The sequence below is a fragment of the Nocardia ninae NBRC 108245 genome (assembly GCF_007990755.1).
In the GTDB taxonomy this organism is placed as follows: Bacteria; Actinomycetota; Actinomycetes; order Mycobacteriales; family Mycobacteriaceae; genus Nocardia; species Nocardia ninae.
Genome location: NZ_BJXA01000011.1, coordinates 77,949 through 95,101, shown reverse-complemented (window position 1 = coordinate 95,101; position 17,153 = coordinate 77,949). Strand labels below are relative to the sequence as shown.

The 17,153-nt window shown below is 70.3% G+C and carries 13 protein-coding genes; 3 read left to right on the top strand and 10 right to left on the bottom strand.

Annotated elements, in window-relative coordinates; genetic code table 11:
* Positions 1-2 precede the first annotated feature (2 nt).
* From mtnC to NN4_RS11170, 4 genes are all read right to left on the bottom strand, one after another.
* Positions 3-692 carry an acireductone synthase gene (gene mtnC, locus NN4_RS11185; RefSeq protein ID WP_147129860.1) on the bottom strand — a complete coding sequence of 230 codons (690 nt, stop codon included), beginning with the start codon at positions 690-692 and terminating at the stop codon, positions 3-5.
* The gene (locus NN4_RS11180; RefSeq protein WP_147129859.1) at positions 689-1,264 is read right to left on the bottom strand and encodes a 1,2-dihydroxy-3-keto-5-methylthiopentene dioxygenase; all 576 of its coding nucleotides are present in this window, start codon (positions 1,262-1,264) and stop codon (positions 689-691) included. The genes mtnC and NN4_RS11180 overlap by 4 nt, the downstream gene beginning before the upstream one ends.
* Positions 1,261-2,994, bottom strand: a complete 1,734-nt coding sequence (mtnA, locus tag NN4_RS11175) for an S-methyl-5-thioribose-1-phosphate isomerase (RefSeq protein WP_147129858.1) — start codon at positions 2,992-2,994, stop codon at positions 1,261-1,263. Before mtnA ends, NN4_RS11180 begins: the two co-directional genes overlap by 4 nt.
* 115 nt (positions 2,995-3,109) lie before the next feature.
* Positions 3,110-3,457: a DUF1330 domain-containing protein gene (locus tag NN4_RS11170; RefSeq protein ID WP_147129857.1), complete on the bottom strand. Its 348-nt coding sequence runs from the start codon at positions 3,455-3,457 to the stop codon at positions 3,110-3,112.
* A 209-nt stretch (positions 3,458-3,666) separates the two neighbouring features.
* Here NN4_RS11170 and NN4_RS11165 point away from each other — a divergent pair, with 209 nt between their 5' ends.
* Positions 3,667-3,954, top strand: coding sequence for a hypothetical protein (locus NN4_RS11165; RefSeq protein WP_147129856.1), 288 nt, complete (start codon positions 3,667-3,669; stop codon positions 3,952-3,954).
* 107 nt (positions 3,955-4,061) lie between these two features.
* Here the strand turns inward: NN4_RS11165 and NN4_RS11160 are convergent, their stop codons facing one another.
* The 5 genes from NN4_RS11160 to NN4_RS11140 form a co-directional block, all read right to left on the bottom strand.
* Positions 4,062-4,820, bottom strand: coding sequence for a class I SAM-dependent methyltransferase (locus NN4_RS11160; protein ID WP_147129855.1), 759 nt, complete (start codon positions 4,818-4,820; stop codon positions 4,062-4,064).
* A 74-nt stretch (positions 4,821-4,894) separates the two neighbouring features.
* On the bottom strand, positions 4,895-6,631 hold the full coding sequence (locus NN4_RS11155) for an NTP transferase domain-containing protein (RefSeq protein WP_147129854.1): 1,737 nt from the start codon (positions 6,629-6,631) through the stop codon (positions 4,895-4,897).
* 74 nt (positions 6,632-6,705) lie between these two features.
* Positions 6,706-7,455, bottom strand: a complete 750-nt coding sequence (locus NN4_RS11150; protein ID WP_147129853.1) for a VOC family protein — start codon at positions 7,453-7,455, stop codon at positions 6,706-6,708.
* Between the two features lie 40 nt (positions 7,456-7,495).
* Positions 7,496-7,792, bottom strand: a complete 297-nt coding sequence (locus NN4_RS11145; RefSeq protein ID WP_147129852.1) for an MGMT family protein — start codon at positions 7,790-7,792, stop codon at positions 7,496-7,498.
* A 5-nt stretch (positions 7,793-7,797) separates the two neighbouring features.
* Positions 7,798-8,574, bottom strand: coding sequence for an alpha/beta fold hydrolase (locus tag NN4_RS11140; protein ID WP_147129851.1), 777 nt, complete (start codon positions 8,572-8,574; stop codon positions 7,798-7,800).
* 71 nt (positions 8,575-8,645) lie between these two features.
* Between NN4_RS11140 and NN4_RS11135 the strand changes: the two genes are divergently transcribed.
* Both NN4_RS11135 and NN4_RS11130 read left to right on the top strand, forming a co-directional pair.
* Positions 8,646-12,530, top strand: a complete 3,885-nt coding sequence (locus NN4_RS11135; RefSeq protein ID WP_371865641.1) for an ATP-dependent helicase — start codon at positions 8,646-8,648, stop codon at positions 12,528-12,530.
* A 276-nt stretch (positions 12,531-12,806) separates the two neighbouring features.
* Positions 12,807-16,763, top strand: a complete 3,957-nt coding sequence (locus NN4_RS11130; protein WP_147129850.1) for an ATP-dependent helicase — start codon at positions 12,807-12,809, stop codon at positions 16,761-16,763.
* On the opposite strand, the gene NN4_RS11125 is transcribed toward NN4_RS11130, so the two are convergent.
* Entirely contained in the window at positions 16,720-17,133 is a 414-nt protein-coding gene (locus tag NN4_RS11125) for a DoxX family protein (RefSeq protein ID WP_147129849.1), read from the bottom strand. The genes NN4_RS11130 and NN4_RS11125 overlap by 44 nt on opposite strands.
* Between the last annotated feature and the right edge of the window lie 20 nt (positions 17,134-17,153).

Here is a 17,153-nt window from a genome sequence, read left to right as displayed (position 1 = left end):
GCCTACTCGGCGCTCGGATCGATGTCAGCGAACGTATCCACCCAACGATGTGGTGGCCGAGGCGGATTGGGCTCGCCGGGCCTGGCGAGCCCGATGGCGTGCCAACCAGCCGCGACGGCCGCGTCGAGCTCGTCCGGATGGTCGGACAGGAACAGGATCCGATCGCCGGAGACGCCGATGGCACCCGCGATCTTCTCGTACGACGAGGCCTCACGTTTGCCGCCCGCCGTCGACAGATCGAAGTAGCCGCAGACCAGCGAGGCCAATTCGCCGCCGCGCGCGAAGGTGAACCAATCCTGTTGATTACGAACAGATCCCGACGAATACACGTACACCGCGAGACCGTCCGCATGCCAGGCGCGCAGCGCCGGTGGCACATCGGCGAAGAACTCCCCGTGCAGCGCGCCGTTGCGGAACCCCTCCGCACAGATCAGCCCCTGGGCGGCCTTGAGCGACTCGGCTTTGACGTCGGAGTCGAGCCAGCCGCGCAATGTCGCCGCAACCTCATCGGTGTCGGCAGACGGTCGCCCAGCCTGCGCCTTGGCCGCAGCGAGGATGGGAGCCGCTGCGCCCGTGCGGTTCTCGGCCAACCACGCCGGAAGACGTTCGCGGGTATAGCCGTACAAATCTTCGCGCACCGAACTGGTCGGGCTGGTGGTCCCTTCGATATCGACGACGATCGTCGTGATCATGAGGTGGCGAGCAGCTCGTCGAGGGTCGGGAACCCCGCGCTGATCCGGTCCCCGGTGAAGTCGCCCACCCAGCCGTCGGCCTCCTCGAAGAAGCGGATGGCGATGAAGTCGGGCCGACTGCCCATGTCGAACCAGTGCAGGGTGCCTGCGGGCACCGAGAGCAGATCGCCGCCCTCGCAGACCACGGCCAGCACCTCCTGCCCGAGATGCAGGTAGAAGCAGCCGCGGCCGGCGGCGAAGTAGCGGACCTCGTCCTCGGCGTGCCGGTGTTCGTCGAGGAACTTCGCCCGCGCACCCTCGGCGACCTTCGGCCATTCGGGGTCGGCGTCGTCCGGGTGGATGCGGGCGACGTCGATGTGCTGGTAGCGCCCGGACTGGTTCAGCTCGGCGACCTGGTCGGTGTAGTGCGCGAGCAGCTCATCGGAGGCGATCGCCGTCGCATTCTCCACCACCGGCCAGCGGCCGAAAGTTATGCCGTGCTTTGCCAATTCGGTGCCGATCACCGCGTCGTCGGTGGTCCGCACCCGCACGTCGGCCGGGTTGTCGGCGGCCATCACCTGGAGCAGGGTCATGTCAGTCCAATCTCGAGAGTCTCGTCGCGCGACCCGACTGCCTGCCTGCGACCGGTGCGGGCCACCAGCTCGCACAGCGCCTCCAGGCATTCGGCACGATCACGCGCCTGGGAAAGATTGTCCCCCCACGCGGTGATCCCGTGACCGGTGATGAACAGGATCGGCGGCGCGGCGGGGTGATCGGTGAGATAGCGCTCGATATCGGCGCCGATGCGCGGCACGTCCGGCCAGTTGGGGAACACGGGAATGTCGATGACCGCCGGGTCGCTGCCGCCGAGACCCTTGATGAGCTCGTAATCGGCGATCCGCAGAGCGGTTACCTCGTCTGACCCGCCGGCTCGCGTGGCCAGCGCGGTGGCATAGGGCGGATGGATGTGCACGACCGCCTGCGCGGCGGTGGCGCGGTAGGCCGCGGTGTGAATTGTGGTCTCCGCCGAGGGTTTCCGGCTGCTCCCGGCCACCGGTGTCGAATCCGCGACCCGGACGATCACCATGTCGTGTTCGGTGAGTTCACCTTTGGACAACCCGCTGCCGGTAATCACGGCGGTCTCGCCGGTCCGCACCGAGATATTGCCCGCGGTCCCCGGCATCCAGCCCCGCTGGTACAGGCCGCGCGCGAGATCGGCGATCGCCTTGCCGGGCAAGGAATTACCGCTGGCCGCGTCCGGCCCGGCACCAGCCGGCCGATGATCGCCCGGGACGAGGGTTCGGGTCGACCCCGACCCGGTCGTCGCGGCGCAGCGATGCACCACACCGAGTTCCGAGACCACCGCCGTCACCAACGCGCCGGGCGTCACATCGAACGCCGGGTTGAACACCGCGGTCCCTTCGGGAGCCGTTGCCACACCACCGAATCCGATCACCTCGGCGGCGGCCCGCTCCTCCACCACGATGTCGCGCCCGGTCGCCATGTTCGGATCCCTGGTCGATTCCGGCGCGACCACGATGAACGGAATGCCGTGATGCCGCGCCGCGAGCGCGAGCGAATACGTGCCGATCTTGTTCGCGACATCACCGTTCACGGTGACCCGATCGGCGCCGACCAGTGCACAGTCGACCTGCCCCGTCGCCATGGCCCAGGCCGCCGCGGCATCGATGGTCAGCCGATGCGGAATACCCGCCTCGGCGAGCTCCCAGGTGGTGAGCCGCGCGCCCTGCAACAACGGCCGAGTCTCGTCGACCAGCACGTCCTCGAGCGCGCCGCGCTCGAACAGCACCCGCAGCGTGCCGATCGCGGTACCGAACGCACTCGTCGCGAGCCGCCCGGTGTTGCAGTGAGTGAGTACCCGCAACGGCCGGTCCGGGCACAGCTCCTGGACCAGGTCGGCGGCGTGCGTCGCGGCGGCCCGATTGACCCGGCCGTCTTCGGCGAGCATGTCCAGCGTTTCGGCGAGCACGGCGTCGGCACCGTGCGCGATCTTGGCGCGCACGCGCTGCACCGCCCACGCGAGGTTCACCGCGGTCGGCCGCGCGGCCGCGATGCGATCGGCGTCGTCGTGCACCCGGGCCTCGTCCACCACCCCGTCGACCGTGTGCGCGGCGGTGGCGATGACCACGCCGAACGCCCCCGCGATGCCGATGGCGGGTGCGCCCCGGATGGCGAGCACCCGGATGGCGTCGATGACCGCGTCGACCGTGTCGAGCCGCAGCTCGCGGACTTCGTGCGGCAGTCCACGCTGGTCGATGGTGACCAGCGCACCGTCGTCCCAGCTCAGGGAACTGTCGTCCATCAGGCGCATCCTTCGTCGCGTGGAACCGTGTTGTGCCTGGTCAACGGTATCGGACGGGAATGGCGCGGAGAAAGTCGGCCGAGTGGCCGGAACCGGACGAGCCGCGGGTGCCCGGTTACCCGGCTGCGGCTTCCGCCCGCAACTTCACGGCCCGCGCGCGCGGGTCGTAGTTCGGTTCGACGCTTTCGATCAGCAGCAGATCGCCGTCGATGTGGTCGGTGCGCAGAGGCATGATCTGCTGATACGCGGGGGAGTGATACCACGCCCGTGCCGTATCCAGATCGGGGAACTCGAGCAGCACCATGCTGCCCGGCCAGTCGCCCTCGACCACCTCGGCGGGCGGTCCATGGATGACGAAGCGGCCGTGGAACGGATCCAGGGTGTCCTGAATGCGCTCCAGGTACTCGAGGATGTCGGGGTGCGGCCTGCGGGCGCGCAGGTGGGCGAAGCCATAGGCGGACATGGGCGGCTCCCGTCGTCGGTGGCGTCGCCGGAGCACGACGCCGATCCGAACGTAGGCCTTGCGCTGATGCCCGACAATTACTTCAGAGGTAAGCGTCGATCCGCTTACCCCGCAACACATTCCGCTGCCCGCTCGACCGCGCTTCCGGGGAACGGCACCGAAAGGTTTGCGGGTCAGCCGGACCGGCGTGCTCAGCTGTCCGGCGCCGAATGCGCCGGAACGACCACAACCGCGGCCGCCGGTTCGGTGAACCGGCGGCACGCGGTGCGGATCAGTTAGTTCTGGCCCATCCTGCGCTGGTCGGCGTCGCGCCGATCATCGTCGGACTGGCGCTGGTTCGGCATGCGCTGGCCGTCTGCGCCTGGGCGGTTCATGCCCTGGTTCTGGTTTTGATCCTGGCGCTGTTGTTGCTGCTGCCGATCCATCTGCCTAGGCATTTTCTTAGGCGTTTTCTTCGACTTTTCAGCCATCTCCACTCGGTCCTTTCCGGGGATTGATATTCGCCTAACGTCACTCACGATAGCGAGCGTCGAGCAATTCCGGAAGGGAAAGTGAAAAAAGCCTGTCGCACCGGCGATCCTAGGCATTTTCGCAGGTAGAAGCGCTATGGCTTGCGTGCTTCGATTAGGAATCGGGTCGAATGGGCGATGAATGGACCATTTGCTTCGATCTCGTCGTGCAGGGTCCGGAGGCGGTCGCGGTATCGGTCCACCGTGAAGTCGGGGACCATCCACGGCACCTTCCGCAGGAAGTACACGACCGCGCCGATATCGCCGAACTCGACGCGCAACCGTTCATATCGGAGATCGATGATATCGAGTCCCGCGGCCGCCGCGGCGGTCCGATCGTCATTCGGATTGCGGCGCTTACGAATTTCCGCCGGCTGTGCGCCGAGAAAATATTCGACGAGTTCGAAAACGCTTGCATCGCCGACATGTTGCGCCAAATAGGTGCCCGACGGACGGAGCACCCTGGCGATCTCCGTCCACCAGACGGTGACCGGGTGTCTGCTGACCACCAGATCGAAGGCGTTGTCCCCGAACGGCAACGGCGGTTCATCCGGATCCGCGATCAGCGCCACGCCCAGTGGATGTAGCAGTTGGGTCGCCTTGTCGATATTCGGCGGCCACGATTCGGTGGCCACCATCAGCGGCGGAAAGTTCCCGGCACCGGCCAGTACTTCGCCCCCACCGGTCTGAATGTCCAGTGCCGCAGTGACTTTCCCGAGCCGCTCAGCCAGCACCCGCTGGTACCCCCAGGACGGCCGCTGTTCGCTGGCCCGCCCGTCGAGCCAGCCGAAATCCCAGCCTGCCACGGAGACCGTGTCGGCCTCCGCTACCAGATCCTCGAAGCTGCGTCCCATGCCCCGATTGTTGCCGAGCGGTTGCCGCAGGGGCAACAGGTTTATCTACCCGCGCGTCGGCAGGTGGACGCTGCCTATCGCGGCAGCGGCAAGAACTCGACCGTTGCACCGTCTGCGGCGTCGGCGGGCACGATGACCAGACCGTCGCGGTCCACCAGACCGCCGAGGTGAGCGGTGCGAATGTGCGGGTCGCCGACCCAGCCGCCCGCCTCGGCGAAACGAGCGGGCACGATGCGCGCGACCGGTCCCGCTATCTCCGACGCGTTGTGCAGCGGGCCGAGCAAGGAGCGTCGCGGCGCGCAGCCGGTGCGACCCTCGACGAGAGCGGGGGCCAAGGCAAGAAGAGTAGCCACGGCGGCGAACGGGTTACCGGGCAGGCCGAGAACCGTAGTGCCCGTGGTGAGTTCGGCGACGATCGTGGAACCGCCCGGCCGCAGCCGCAGTCGCCGCACCAATACCCGAGCTCGCGAGCGGTCCACCGCGGCACGGAGCTGGTCGGCCGCCCCGCCACCCGTCGCGCCGACGATCACCAGCAGGTCGCACTCCGGCGCTGCGGCGAGCACCTGGTCGAAGCCGTTGGGGGTATCGCGCAGGTGCACGCGGTCGGCGGTGCGAATACCGCACAGCGACAGCAACTCCGGCAGGATCGGGCCGATCGAATCGCGGGTCTGCCCCGCGTGCAGCGGACCTTCGCTGCGGATCTCGTCGCCGGTCATCACGATCCTGGCCCGGACCGGGCCGCGCACCGGCGCCGCGGTCACCTCCACGCTCGCCGCGGCGGAGATCAACGCGGCGGTGACCGGAGTCCCCTGTGGCGCAACGAGATCGCCGGGTTGCCGGTCCTCGCCCCGGCGGCGCACATCGTCCCGGATCGGGGTATCCGGTAGTCGGTGCAGGCTGTCCTCCGCGGTCACCCGGACGAATTCGTCGCGCAGCACGCTGGTGGTGCCGTCGGGCACGTGTGCGCCGGTGGCGATGCGCACCGCCTCGCCGGACAGCAACCCGACCGGACGCTGACCGCCCGCGAACCCGATATCGCGGCGCAACCGCCACGGACCGTCGCCGGCCACCGCGTACCCGTCCATCGCGGAGACGTCGAAGCGGGGCAGCGGACCGCCGGCCGTCAGTGGTGCCGCGAGCGCCGCACCGCGCACCGAGGCCAGGTCGGCGGTGTACGTGGTGAGCCGGGAGAGGTTGTCGCGCAGGATATTCCGTGCCTCGTCTAGGGGCAGCGGTGGTGCCGGGTCGACCGAGGCGCGGGCCTGACGGACCTCCTCGTCGGTATCGCAGTCGGCGACCCCCGGCAGCGCGATGATCGCCGAGTCGGCCGGTATCAGCGCCTTCATCGGCTGATTGATCAGGGAGTCCAGCCCATCGAGGGCCGCGGCCAGCGCGGTGCGCCGCCACACTCCGATCAGATACTGCGGACGCCCCGACTCGTCCGCCGCGAACACCGCCTCGGCCCCGGATTCGCAGGCGTGCCTGATCAATTCGGTGACCGACCAGTCGGACAGGAACGGCAGATCGGCCGCGAGCACCACCAGGAGCGGGGCCGCCGAGCCGAGTGCGTGCAACCCGGCGCCGATCGCCGCGACCGGCCCCGACCCCGGTGGTACCTCGCGCGCCTGCTTGATCTCCGGCGGCAGCTCGGGCCGATGCGGTCCGACCACCACCGTGTGCGCACACGAGGAGACCGCGGCCAACGCGGCATCCAGCATGGAGCGCCCGCCGATCACGATCGCGGGTTTGTCGACACCGCCCATGCGGCTGGCTCGCCCGCCGGCGAGCACGATGGCGTCGGCGGCGGTCACCGAGCAGGGCCTAGGTACATGGCGGACATGCTAATTCGTCGTCGCCGCGAACCCGGGAGGCGGACACCGACGGTTTACACCGTCGAGCAGTCGCGCACCGGCCGTAGCAGGCAGAACTCGTTGGTCTCGGGGTCGGCGAGGGTGAGGCCGGGCGCGATGTCGACGTTCCCGCCGTCGTGCTCGATCGGTGTGGCGCCGGCGGCCCGCAGTCTGGCCAGCTCGACGGACTGATCGTCGAACGAGGCCAGATTCAGGTGCAGCAGGTTGCGGCCCGACTTCGCCTCCGGCGTGCGCACGAACTCCAGCCACGAGCCGAGCCCGGTCGCCGACCGCAGTCCGGCGACCTGCGCGCCGCCGTGCGCTACCGGCCAGCCGGAGGCGGCGGACCAGAACTCGGCCAGTCGCAGTGGGTCTCGGGTATCCATCACGATGGCCGCGACGGCGCCGGTGTCCACATATTCCTCGCGCGGCTCCAGGACACAGAATTCGTTGCCCTCGGGATCTGCGAGCACCACCCACGGCACCGAGCCCTGCCCGATGTCGACGCGGCGCGCCCCGAGGGACAGCGCGCGATCCACCTGCAGGCGTTGATGATCGATCGAGCGGCTGGCCAGGTCGAGGTGAATGCGGTTCTTGCCGTGCTTGGCTCGCGCGGCGGGCAGGAAGGCCAGGGCCAGATCGGCGCCGTCGGGATCGTGCGCCGCCACATCCACCTCGTCCGGGCGGTCGAGAGTCACACCCCAACCGAGCAGCTCGGCCCAGAAATCCGCGATGAACCGCGGCCGGTCTGCATCGAACACGACACACGCCAGGCGGGTGGACATGCTTCAACGGTAACCGTCGCGCGGCCCGCGCCGGGTGGGTTTACCCAAACGGAAAACGCGCCGCTCGCAAGTTCACTCGGCCCTCGCGGATCGGCACCCCTTCGGCCGCGAGCAGGCGCAGCTGGCGGTCGGCCAGGTGCGCGGCGGGCTTGCCTGCCGCGCCGATCACCCGATGCCACGGCAGATCCGCGGCGTCGGTGCGCATGATCCACCCGACCGTGCGCGGCGTGGACAGCCCGGCGGCCGCGGCGATGTCGCCGTAGGTCGCCACCCGGCCGGGCGGGATGGACGCGACCAGCTCGCGCACCCGCTCCACCTGATCGTCGGTGGTGGCCATCGCGCTCAGAGCACCGAGCGGATGAGCGCGGCGGCCTCGGCCGGAAGGGCTTGCGGGATCATGTGATCGCACTGCCACTCGTGCACGGTGAGCCGCGCGCCGAGGTGCTCGGTGAGCGCCGCGCGGAACTCGGGTGTGACGAACGGTGGCTGTACCTTCATCGCCTGCACCAGGACCGTGGGCAGGTCGGCGGACGGCAGCACGAAGGGGCGGGCGAGCTGGCCCCAGTAGGAGGTGATGGCGGGTAGGCTCATCCGCCAGCCGACGCGGCCGTCCGCGGTGGGCACCAGATGTTCGGCGAGTTCGGCATCCAGGCGCTCCGGCGCGACCTCGCCCCACGAGGAGGCCAGCTTGTCCTCCCGGGCGCGGGCCATGCTCTCGTAGTCGGGGGAGGCCAGCAGCGATTCGGCGATGTCGTTGATCAGTGCCGGGTCGATCGCGATGGCCGGATCGAACAGCACGAGCTGCCGGACCAGGTCCGGATGGCGATCGGCGAGATGAAGCGCACACGCGCCGCCGAACGAGTGCCCGACCACTGTCACCGGATCGGTGGTCTCCGCGGCGAGCAACTCGACCAGATCCGCGACGACGGCCTCGAAGGTCCACGGCGGCAACGCGCTCGACCGCCCGTGTCCGCGCAGGTCAGGTGCGATGATCCGGACACCGGGCAGATGGTTCGCGGCCAGGTCTTCCCAGCGTTTGCCGTGGCCGGTCACCCCGTGCAGGGTGAGGACGGCCGGTCCGGTCGCCGGGCCGAATCGATAGACATTGAGAGCAGACACCGGTCCATTTTGACCTGCGTAGCGAACGGCCGCTCGGCGAGTTGCCCGAGGGGCGCGTCGGCGTGTCGGTCGTGTCTGTTGCAATAGCCCGCGTGGTGCGATCGGATAGCGCGGTGCGACTTGTTCGCCGGAACGTGGCGGCACCCCGGCCGCGCGCCTGGGGTGCCGACGTTCGCGCGCTGTTCGAGGCCGCGGCCGCGGCCGGGCCGACGCGCCCAGGGTGGCGACCTTGGCAGGTGCTCGGCGGACCGGGCACGGGCAAAACAGCTCTGCTGGTCGATCTCGCCGCCGACCGCATCGCGGCGGGCGACGATCCCGAATCCGTGCTGGTCCTTGCCCATTCGAAGCAGGCCGCGAGTGCGGCCCGCGACGCCATCACCGCACGCCTGGCCGGCCCCGACGCCGAGGGCGGGGTACCGGGCGCGACCAGGGAGCCGCTGGCCCGCACCCTGCACTCCTACGCCTTCTCGGTGCTGCGCAGGCACGCGACCGCACACGGCAACCCGCCGCCACGTTTGCTGACCGGTGCCGAGCAGGATGCGGTGCTGCGGGAAATGCTGCGCGGGGACCTTATCGACATCGCTGAGGGCGCGGACGACCTGTGGCCGGAACGGCTGCAACCCGCATTGGCACTCGGTGGGTTCGCCGAACAGTTGCGTGACCTGATGTTGCGGGCGACCGAACGTGGGCTGGGGCCCGAGGATCTGGTGCGGCTCGGGCGCGAGCACGGTAAACCGGAGTGGGTGGCGGCGGGCAAGTTCGCGGTGCGCTACGAACAGACGATGCTGCTGCGCTGGTCGGTGGGCGTCGAGGCACCGGAGGCGACCGCGCCCGCGCTGGACGCCGCCGAACTGATCGGCGCCGCGCTCGACGCGCTGGCCGGCGACGCCGATCTGCTTGCCGCCGAACGCGCCCGGATCAGGTACCTGCTGGTCGACGATGCGCAACATCTCGACCCGCAGGCCGCGATGCTGGTCAGGGCGATCGGGCACAGCGCGCACACCACCGTCGTCGCGGGCGACCCGGACCAGGGCATCTTCGCCTTCCGCGGCGCGGACGCCCGGTTCGTCGCCGACCTGCCCGCACCCGACGGGCAGCGAATCGTGCTGCGCGACAACCGTCGTTCGGGCGGTCCGGTGGAGCTGGCCGTCGCCAGGGTGGCGGCGAAGTTGCCCGGCAGTGCGCCACAACGCTTTTCGTTGCCGAAGCGGGCGGATCAACCGGTGGACGACGGCACCGAGGTGCGGGTGCGGGTGCTCGCCACGCCCGCGAAGGAAGCCGCGCTCATCGCCGATCACCTGCGGCGGGCGCACCTGACCGGTGGGGTGCCGTGGTCGCGGATGGCGGTGATCGTCCGGTCGGTGCCGCTGTCGTTGCCGCCGCTGCGCCGGGCGCTGCTGGCGGCGGGAGTGCCGGTACAGCAGCCCGCGCTGGACACACCGCTGGCTCGGCGGCGGGGCGCGGCCTGGATGCTGCTGTCGCTCCGGGCGTTGCTCGCGGGAGAGAAGGGCTCGACGTTCGAGCCGGAGGATGCGCTGGACCTGCTTGCCGGTCCGCTCGGTGGCGCGGATCAGATCACGCTGCGGCGGTTGCGGCGTGGTGTGCGACGCAGTGTGCTGGAATCCGAGCGGAACAAGGCGAAGTTCGGCCGGGGTGCGGACGAGGCTCCGGAAAACGAGTACTCCGAGCGGAATCCGGGTGAGCCCGATCAGGCTATCGAAAGCTCCGAGCGGGAGACAGGGCTACCCGAGCCGAGTCCGGGCAGCGTCGAGCGGGCTGCGGACGACGCCGATTGGTATGGGATCGATGCCGAATGGAGCATCGAGGACTCCGAATGGCGTGGCATCGAGGTCGAACAGGATGACGAGGACGCCGACCAGAACGCTGACCCTGATGCCGCCGCCAACGACGATGACTCCGCCGACTCGACGGACGTGACCGCCACCGCTGATGCGACCGCCACCACCGCCGCTGTCGACGGCTCCTCCGCGAAGTCCAGTCACTCCATCGATCCCGCTGACGATCCTGCGGCGAGCGGTGAGTCCGCCGTACTCCGGCACGGCATAGATCAATCGTCTGCGGAGGTCCTGCGGGATCTGCTGATCGGGTCCGGCGACCTGCGCATCCTGGAGCGGCTGACCGATGTCGAGGCGGCCCCGCTGCGCCGGGTGCTCGACGCGCTCGAGCGGGCGCGCAAGGCGCGTCGGCCCGGCGCGGGGCTGGAGGACGTGCTGTGGGCGCTGTGGACCGCCTCGCGGCTCGAGCGACGCTGGGTCGCGCAGTCCGAACGCGGTGGCGCGGTGGGCATGCAGGCCGACCGCGATCTCGATGCCGCCGTCGGCTTGTTCGACGCGGCCGCGGCCTATGTGGACCGGCTGCCCCGCGCGAGCATCGAGGGCTTCGTGGAATACCTGGTGCAACAGGAGATTCCGAACGGTTCGATGCCCCGTACCGCGCCCAAGGAGGCGGTCGCCCTGCTCAGCGCGCACGCCGCCGCGGGCCGGGAGTGGGACGTCGTCGCGGTCGCCGCTGTGCAGGAAGGGATCTGGCCGAACCCGCGGGCGCGCGGGACGTTGTTGAACACCGAGGACCTGGTTGACCTGACCGCAGGCGTCACCGACGGCGGCGAACAGGTGAGCCGGGCCGCGCCGATCCTCGCCGAGGAACGCAGGCTGCTGCTCGTCGCGTGCAGCCGGGCCCGGCGTTCACTGCTGGTCACCGCGGTGGAATCGGTCTCGGGGGAGCGGGATCTCGTTCCGTCCCGGTTCCTGGCCGAGTTGCTCGGGCACGACGAGGACGGGGAACCCGGCGCGCTGCCGATCGCCGATCCCGGCCGCGCCCTGGTCATGCATTCGCTGGTGGCCGAATTGCGCGGCGCCGTCTGCGATCCCGAGGCCGATCCGGACCGCAGGCAACGGGCCGCGCACCAGTTGGCGCGCCTGGCCGGCGCCGGCGTGCCGGGCACCCACCCCGACGAGTGGTACGGCACCGCCGAATTGAGCTCGGCGCGGTCCCTGTGGGAGGAGGACGAGAGCCCGATCGGCCTCTCGCCGTCCACCGTGGAGCTGCTGCGCACCTGCCCGCTGCGTTGGGCGCTGGAACGGCACGGCGGCACCGACGGGGACAACCCGCACGCCGTCAAGGGCAACCTGGTGCACACCCTGGTGCAGGCGCTGGCCGGACAGGTGCCCGAGACGCAGGTGCGCGCCGCGCTCGAAAAGGCTTGGCAGTCCGTCGATCCCGGATCCGGCTGGCATTCCCGGCAGGAGCTGCGCCGCACCGAGGCCATGCTGGAAACCTTCATGGCGTGGGTGCGCAACACCCGTGGCGAACTCACCCAGGCCGGGGTCGAGGTGCCGGTGGACTGCGTGCTGCCGCCTCGGACGGAAGACGAACGGCCGGTGCGGATTCGCGGCCGGGTGGACCGGTTGGAGCGGGATGCGCTGGGCCGCTTCGTGATCGTGGACGTGAAGACCGGGAAGTCGCCGGTCACCAAGCAGGCGGCGGTCGATCACGCGCAGCTGGCGACGTATCAGGTGGCGGCGGCGATGGGCGCGCTCGACGCGACCACCGAGGAAGCGCAGGAAGAATCGGGCCCCGCCGATAGGCCGGCTGATTCGGATGCGGTCGAATCGGTCACCGCCCCAGGCGAACCGGATGCCGACGAGCAAGACTCGGACGAACAGATCGCGAACGAAGGCGGCGCACTCGGCGAGCCGGGCGGCGCTCGATTGGTCTACGTCGCCAAGCCGAGCAGCAAGGAGGGCGCTACCCAGCGCATGCAGCCGCCGCTCGATCCGGAGGCTCTGGACAAGTGGCGCAACACTATTCACGACGCGGCCGCCGCCACCGAGGGCCCGAGCTATCTCGCGATGCGCAACGACGGCTGCCGCCACTGCCCGGTCGCAGGCAGCTGCCCCGTCCAGGACACCGGCAGGCAGGTGACCGACGAGTGAGCCAGCATCGGCGAGTCGATCGCCAACACAGCGTGCTGTTGCGCACGACGGAGCCGGGCAGCGAGGTGACGTCGTGAACGACAAGCCCCGCCGCGTACCGCTGCCGATCTGCGGAGTCGAGTGTCTGTGCTGCTCCGTCATACCGGAGCGAGCGATCGACGCCGCAGCGCACTCGAGTATCGGGCCACGTCGCCGGGCCACCGGCGCACGTCGACCGCGACCAGGCGGACCGGTGCCACCCGGCGCGTCGGAGTGCGGTACCACCGAGGCGCAGTCGTGACCGGCGGACGGGTAACCCCGCACCGGCTGGCCGACGCACTCGGCCTGCCGCCGCCCACCGACGAACAGGCGGCGGTGATCGCGGCGCCGCCGGGCCCGACCCTGGTCGTCGCGGGGGCCGGGGCGGGGAAGACCGAGACGATGGCCGCCCGCGTGGTGTGGATGGTGGCCAACCGCCTCGTCCTGCCCGATGAGGTTCTCGGCCTGACGTTCACCCGAAAAGCCGCGCAGCAGTTGACCGCTCGCATCCGGACCCGGCTGGCCCGGCTCGCCGGTGCGCCGCTGCTGCGCGAACTCGACCTGTCCGGGCAGTTGCGGGCGCAGCTGTCCGGCGCCGAGCCGGAGATCAGCACCTACCACTCGTACGCGGGCAGGCTGCTCACCGAACACGGCCTGCTGCTGCCGGTGGAGCCCTCGGCGACGCTGCTCACCCAGACCCAGCTCTGGCAGCTCGCGCACCAGGTGGTGCGCACCTGGGACGGCGACCTGGACACCGACCGCACCCCCGTCTCGGTCACCGAGGCGATCCTCGCTCTGTCCGGGCAGCTGGCCGAGCACCTGGTCGAGCCGGAGCAACTGGCCGAGGCGCACACCGACCTCGAGAAGCTGGTGCACACCCTCCCGCCCGGCCCACGCCAGCGCGGTGGGCCGAGTCAAGCCCTGCTGAGCATCCTGCAGGTCCAGCGCGAACGCATCGCCCTGCTCCCACTGGTGCAGCAGCTGGCCGACGCGTTACGCCGTCGCGGCGCACTGGATTTCGGCGCGCAGATGTCCTTGGCCGCCCGCCTTGCCGCCGAACACCCGGAGGTCGCCACCGCCGAGCGGGCCCGTTTCCGCCTCGTCCTGCTCGACGAGTACCAGGACACCGGCCACGCCCAACGAGTGCTGCTGGCCGCCTTGTTCGGTGGCGCGCCCTGGGCCGATCCGACCGGCCGCGCTGAGCAGCCGACGAGTGCACGGGAGCCGCGGCACACCGGACGGCCGGCGAGCGAGGAGTCGCGGCAGGGCGAGCAACGCGGTGCTGCCAGGTCCTCGAATGCCGATTCGCGGGAGCCCTCGTCGCGTGACGGACAACGACTGGCGGTCACCGCCGTCGGCGACCCGATGCAATCGATCTACGGCTGGCGCGGTGCCTCCGCCGCGAACCTGCCGCGCTTCGCCACCGACTTCCCCAGTGCCCCCGGCGTTCCCGCGCCGACGCTGCCGCTGCTGACCAGTTGGCGCAATCCGCCCGAGGCGTTGGCACTGGCGAACCTGGTAGCGGACCCCTTGCGCCGCAAAGCCATCGAGGGCGGCGGCGTGACGGTCGATGCCCTGCGCGCGAAACCCGGTGCGGGACAGGGCGTGGTGGCGCTGGCGTTGACCGAGACCGTTGCCGAGGAGCGCGAGTGGCTGGCCATACGGATCGCCGAGGAGTGGGCGGCTCGTCGCGCCGCGGGGGAGCCGCCGCCCACCTCGGCGGTGCTGGTCCGCCGCAACGCCGATGCGTCACCGCTCGCGGAAGCGCTGCGCGCCCAAGGTTTACCGGTGGAGATCGTCGGGCTCGGCGGCCTGCTCGCCACCCCCGAGGTCGCCGATATCGTCGCCACGCTGCGCCTGATCGCCGAACCAGGCTCGGGTAGCGCGGCGATGCGGGTCCTGACCGGTGCTCGCTGGCGTATCGGTGTCGCCGATATCGCGGCGCTGGCCCGACGCGCGCGCATGCTCTCGATCAGCCGCTTCAACAGTGGTGACGCGCCGGACATCACCGACGGCAACTCGCTGGCCGAGGCCTTGCGCGAGGTGGCACCCGAACCTGCCGAACAGGCGGGCTTGGCCGACGCGATCGCCGATCCCGGTCCGCGCGAACAGTATTCGGAGTCGGGTTTCGCCCGGATCGAGGCCTTGAGCAGAGAACTCGCCGCTCTGCGCGAACGCAGCGGCCAATTGCTGACCGAGCTGGTCGCCGACGTGGAGCGCACCATCGGCGTCGGCGTGGAGACCCAAGCCCGCCGGGCCATGTCGGGCACCGGCGCGGGGCGTGAGCATCTCGACGCCTTCGCTGAAGTGGTCGCGGGGTACGCGGCCGATTCCGGTGCGTCGTTGAGCGGCTTGCTGTCCTTCCTCGCCGCGGCCGAGTCGGTCGAGAACGGCTTGGAGCCAGGCGAAGTCGAGGTCGCCAAGGACCGGGTGCAGGTGTTGACCGTGCACGCGGCGAAAGGTCTCGAATGGGAGATCGTCGCGGTGCCGCACGTGGTGCGTGGTGTCTTCCCGTCCGGGACCGCGTCGGGTACCTGGCTCGGTGCCCTGGCCGAACTTCCGACCAAGCTGCGTGGCGACCGGCAACAGGACGACGCGGCCGAAGGCGTGCCCGTCCTCGACCTGGCCGACCTGTACGACCGCGCCGACCTGGAACGCGCGATCAAGTCCCATAAAGAAGCACTGGAGCGCCGTCGCATCGATGAAGAGCGCCGCCTCTTTTATGTCGCCCTCACCAGAACCGAACGCGTGCTGCTCGTTTCGTCGCACCACTGGGCCGAGACCGGCACCACGCCGAAGGGCCCGTCTGACTTCCTGCTCGAACTGAAACACGCCAGCGAATCCGCCGACAGTCCCGCCAACGGCGTCGTCGACATCGCCCGCTGGGACGACCCACCGGCACACGACGCAGTGAACCCGTTCACCGACAACCCGGCCACCGCCGAATGGCCGCGCGACCCCCTCGGCGACCGCCGCGATCCCATCGAGCAGGGTGCCGCCCTCGTCCGTGCCGCCCTGGCCGAACTCCGCGCCAAGCGGCCCGCGCCGCGAGCAACAGCCCGCGAGAAGAAGATCGCAGCCGGACAACCGGGCGCGGTCGTAGAAGCGGCGGCAGTCCTCGAACCGGGCGCTGCTCTCGAACTCGGCAGTGCACTGGAACCGGAAGGTGCTCCCGAACCGGACAGCGTCTCGGCAGATCTCTTCGACACCACCTCGACCACAGCAGGATTCAGCGACCCATACCCGTTCGAACCGCCGGACGACATCGACGCCTTGCCACCGGACCCCATGGACGCCCTGCCACCGGACCCCGACAATCTGCCACCGGACCCCATGGACAACCCCACCGAACCCCGGCACCTCAGCGATATCCCACCCGACCCCATGGACGAGCCCGTCTCCGACGAGGACATCGCCTTCGCCACCGCACAATTCGCGGCAGAGCAACCCCTGGACCCGATCACCCCCGCCCCCGACCCCGACGACCCCGACGGCTGGGCCGCCGACGTCGACGCCCTACTCGCCGAATTCGAATCCGAGCAGGCCGCCGCCGAGGAGGTCGAACTCCCCGGCCAGATCGCCGCGACCGCCCTGGTGGAGATGCGCGCCGACCCGGCGAAACTCGCCGCGCGCCTGCGCCGTCCGCTGCCGTTCCCGCCGAGCCCACTGGCCCGCCGCGGCACCGCGTTCCACGCCTGGGTGCAGCGCTGGTTCGGTTCGACCCGGCTGCTCGGCCTGGACGAACTGCCTGGCGCAGCCGACAGCACCGCCGCCGACGCCGGCGTGGACGACGAGCTGACCGCGATGCAGGACGCGTTCCTGAACTCCTCGTGGGCCAACCGCAGCCCGATCGATGTGGAGGTCCCGTTCGAAACGTCGCTCGCGGGCACCGTGATTCGCGGCCGGATGGATGCGGTGTTCGCCGAGCCGGGCGGCGGCTGGATCGTGGTCGACTGGAAGACCGGCGCCGAGCCGACCCCCGCCGAGGAGCCCGCGGTCGCCATGCAGCTGGCCGTCTACCGGCTGGCCTGGGCCAGGCTGATGGCGTCCAGGGAGGGCAGGCCCGAGCAGGAGATGCTCGAACGCATCAGTGCCGCTTTCCATTACGTGCGCACCGGCCGCACCATCGCACCGACGGCGCTGGCCGGACCGGACGAACTGGCCGAGCTGATCAGGAATTCCGCGCCGACCGGCTCACCTTCAACGCCTGGATGATCAGCGGAACCTGCAGCGGCAGCCGCAGCACCGTGCCGACCTTCATCAGCTGCGAGGCCTTCTTGTTGCCGAGCGTGTCGACGGCCATCTGCACGTTCGCGGGGAACACCGCGATGAACAGCAGCGCGGCCAGCCGCCCGCCGAGGCCACGCGTCCGCGGGATCGCCAGCGCCGCGGCGACCCCGATCTCGGCGACGCCCGAGGCATAGGTGTAGTTGCGCGCCTCGCCGGGCAGCGCGCGGGGCACGATCCCGTCGAAGAACTTGGGCGCGACGAAGTGCAGGACCCCCATGGGGAACAGCAGGGCGGCGATGGCCAGTGCGGGGCGCCGACCGGCGGCGCGGGTAGGTACGTGAGCGTTTTCTGCCATGAGGCACCTTCGCATTCTGC

Bases quoted from the DNA above. Each gene is read 5' to 3' on its own strand.
- mtnC (WP_147129860.1), bottom strand. From the start codon at position 692: ATGATCACGACGATCGTCGTCGATATCGAAGGGACCACCAGCCCGACC.
- NN4_RS11180 (WP_147129859.1), bottom strand. From the start codon at position 1,264: ATGACCCTGCTCCAGGTGATGGCCGCCGACAACCCGGCCGACGTGCGG.
- mtnA (WP_147129858.1), bottom strand. From the start codon at position 2,994: ATGGACGACAGTTCCCTGAGCTGGGACGACGGTGCGCTGGTCACCATC.
- NN4_RS11170 (WP_147129857.1), bottom strand. From the start codon at position 3,457: ATGTCCGCCTATGGCTTCGCCCACCTGCGCGCCCGCAGGCCGCACCCC.
- NN4_RS11165 (WP_147129856.1), top strand. From the start codon at position 3,667: ATGCGCCGGAACGACCACAACCGCGGCCGCCGGTTCGGTGAACCGGCG.
- NN4_RS11160 (WP_147129855.1), bottom strand. From the start codon at position 4,820: ATGGGACGCAGCTTCGAGGATCTGGTAGCGGAGGCCGACACGGTCTCC.
- NN4_RS11150 (WP_147129853.1), bottom strand. From the start codon at position 7,455: ATGTCCACCCGCCTGGCGTGTGTCGTGTTCGATGCAGACCGGCCGCGG.
- NN4_RS11145 (WP_147129852.1), bottom strand. From the start codon at position 7,792: ATGGCCACCACCGACGATCAGGTGGAGCGGGTGCGCGAGCTGGTCGCG.
- NN4_RS11125 (WP_147129849.1), bottom strand. From the start codon at position 17,133: ATGGCAGAAAACGCTCACGTACCTACCCGCGCCGCCGGTCGGCGCCCC.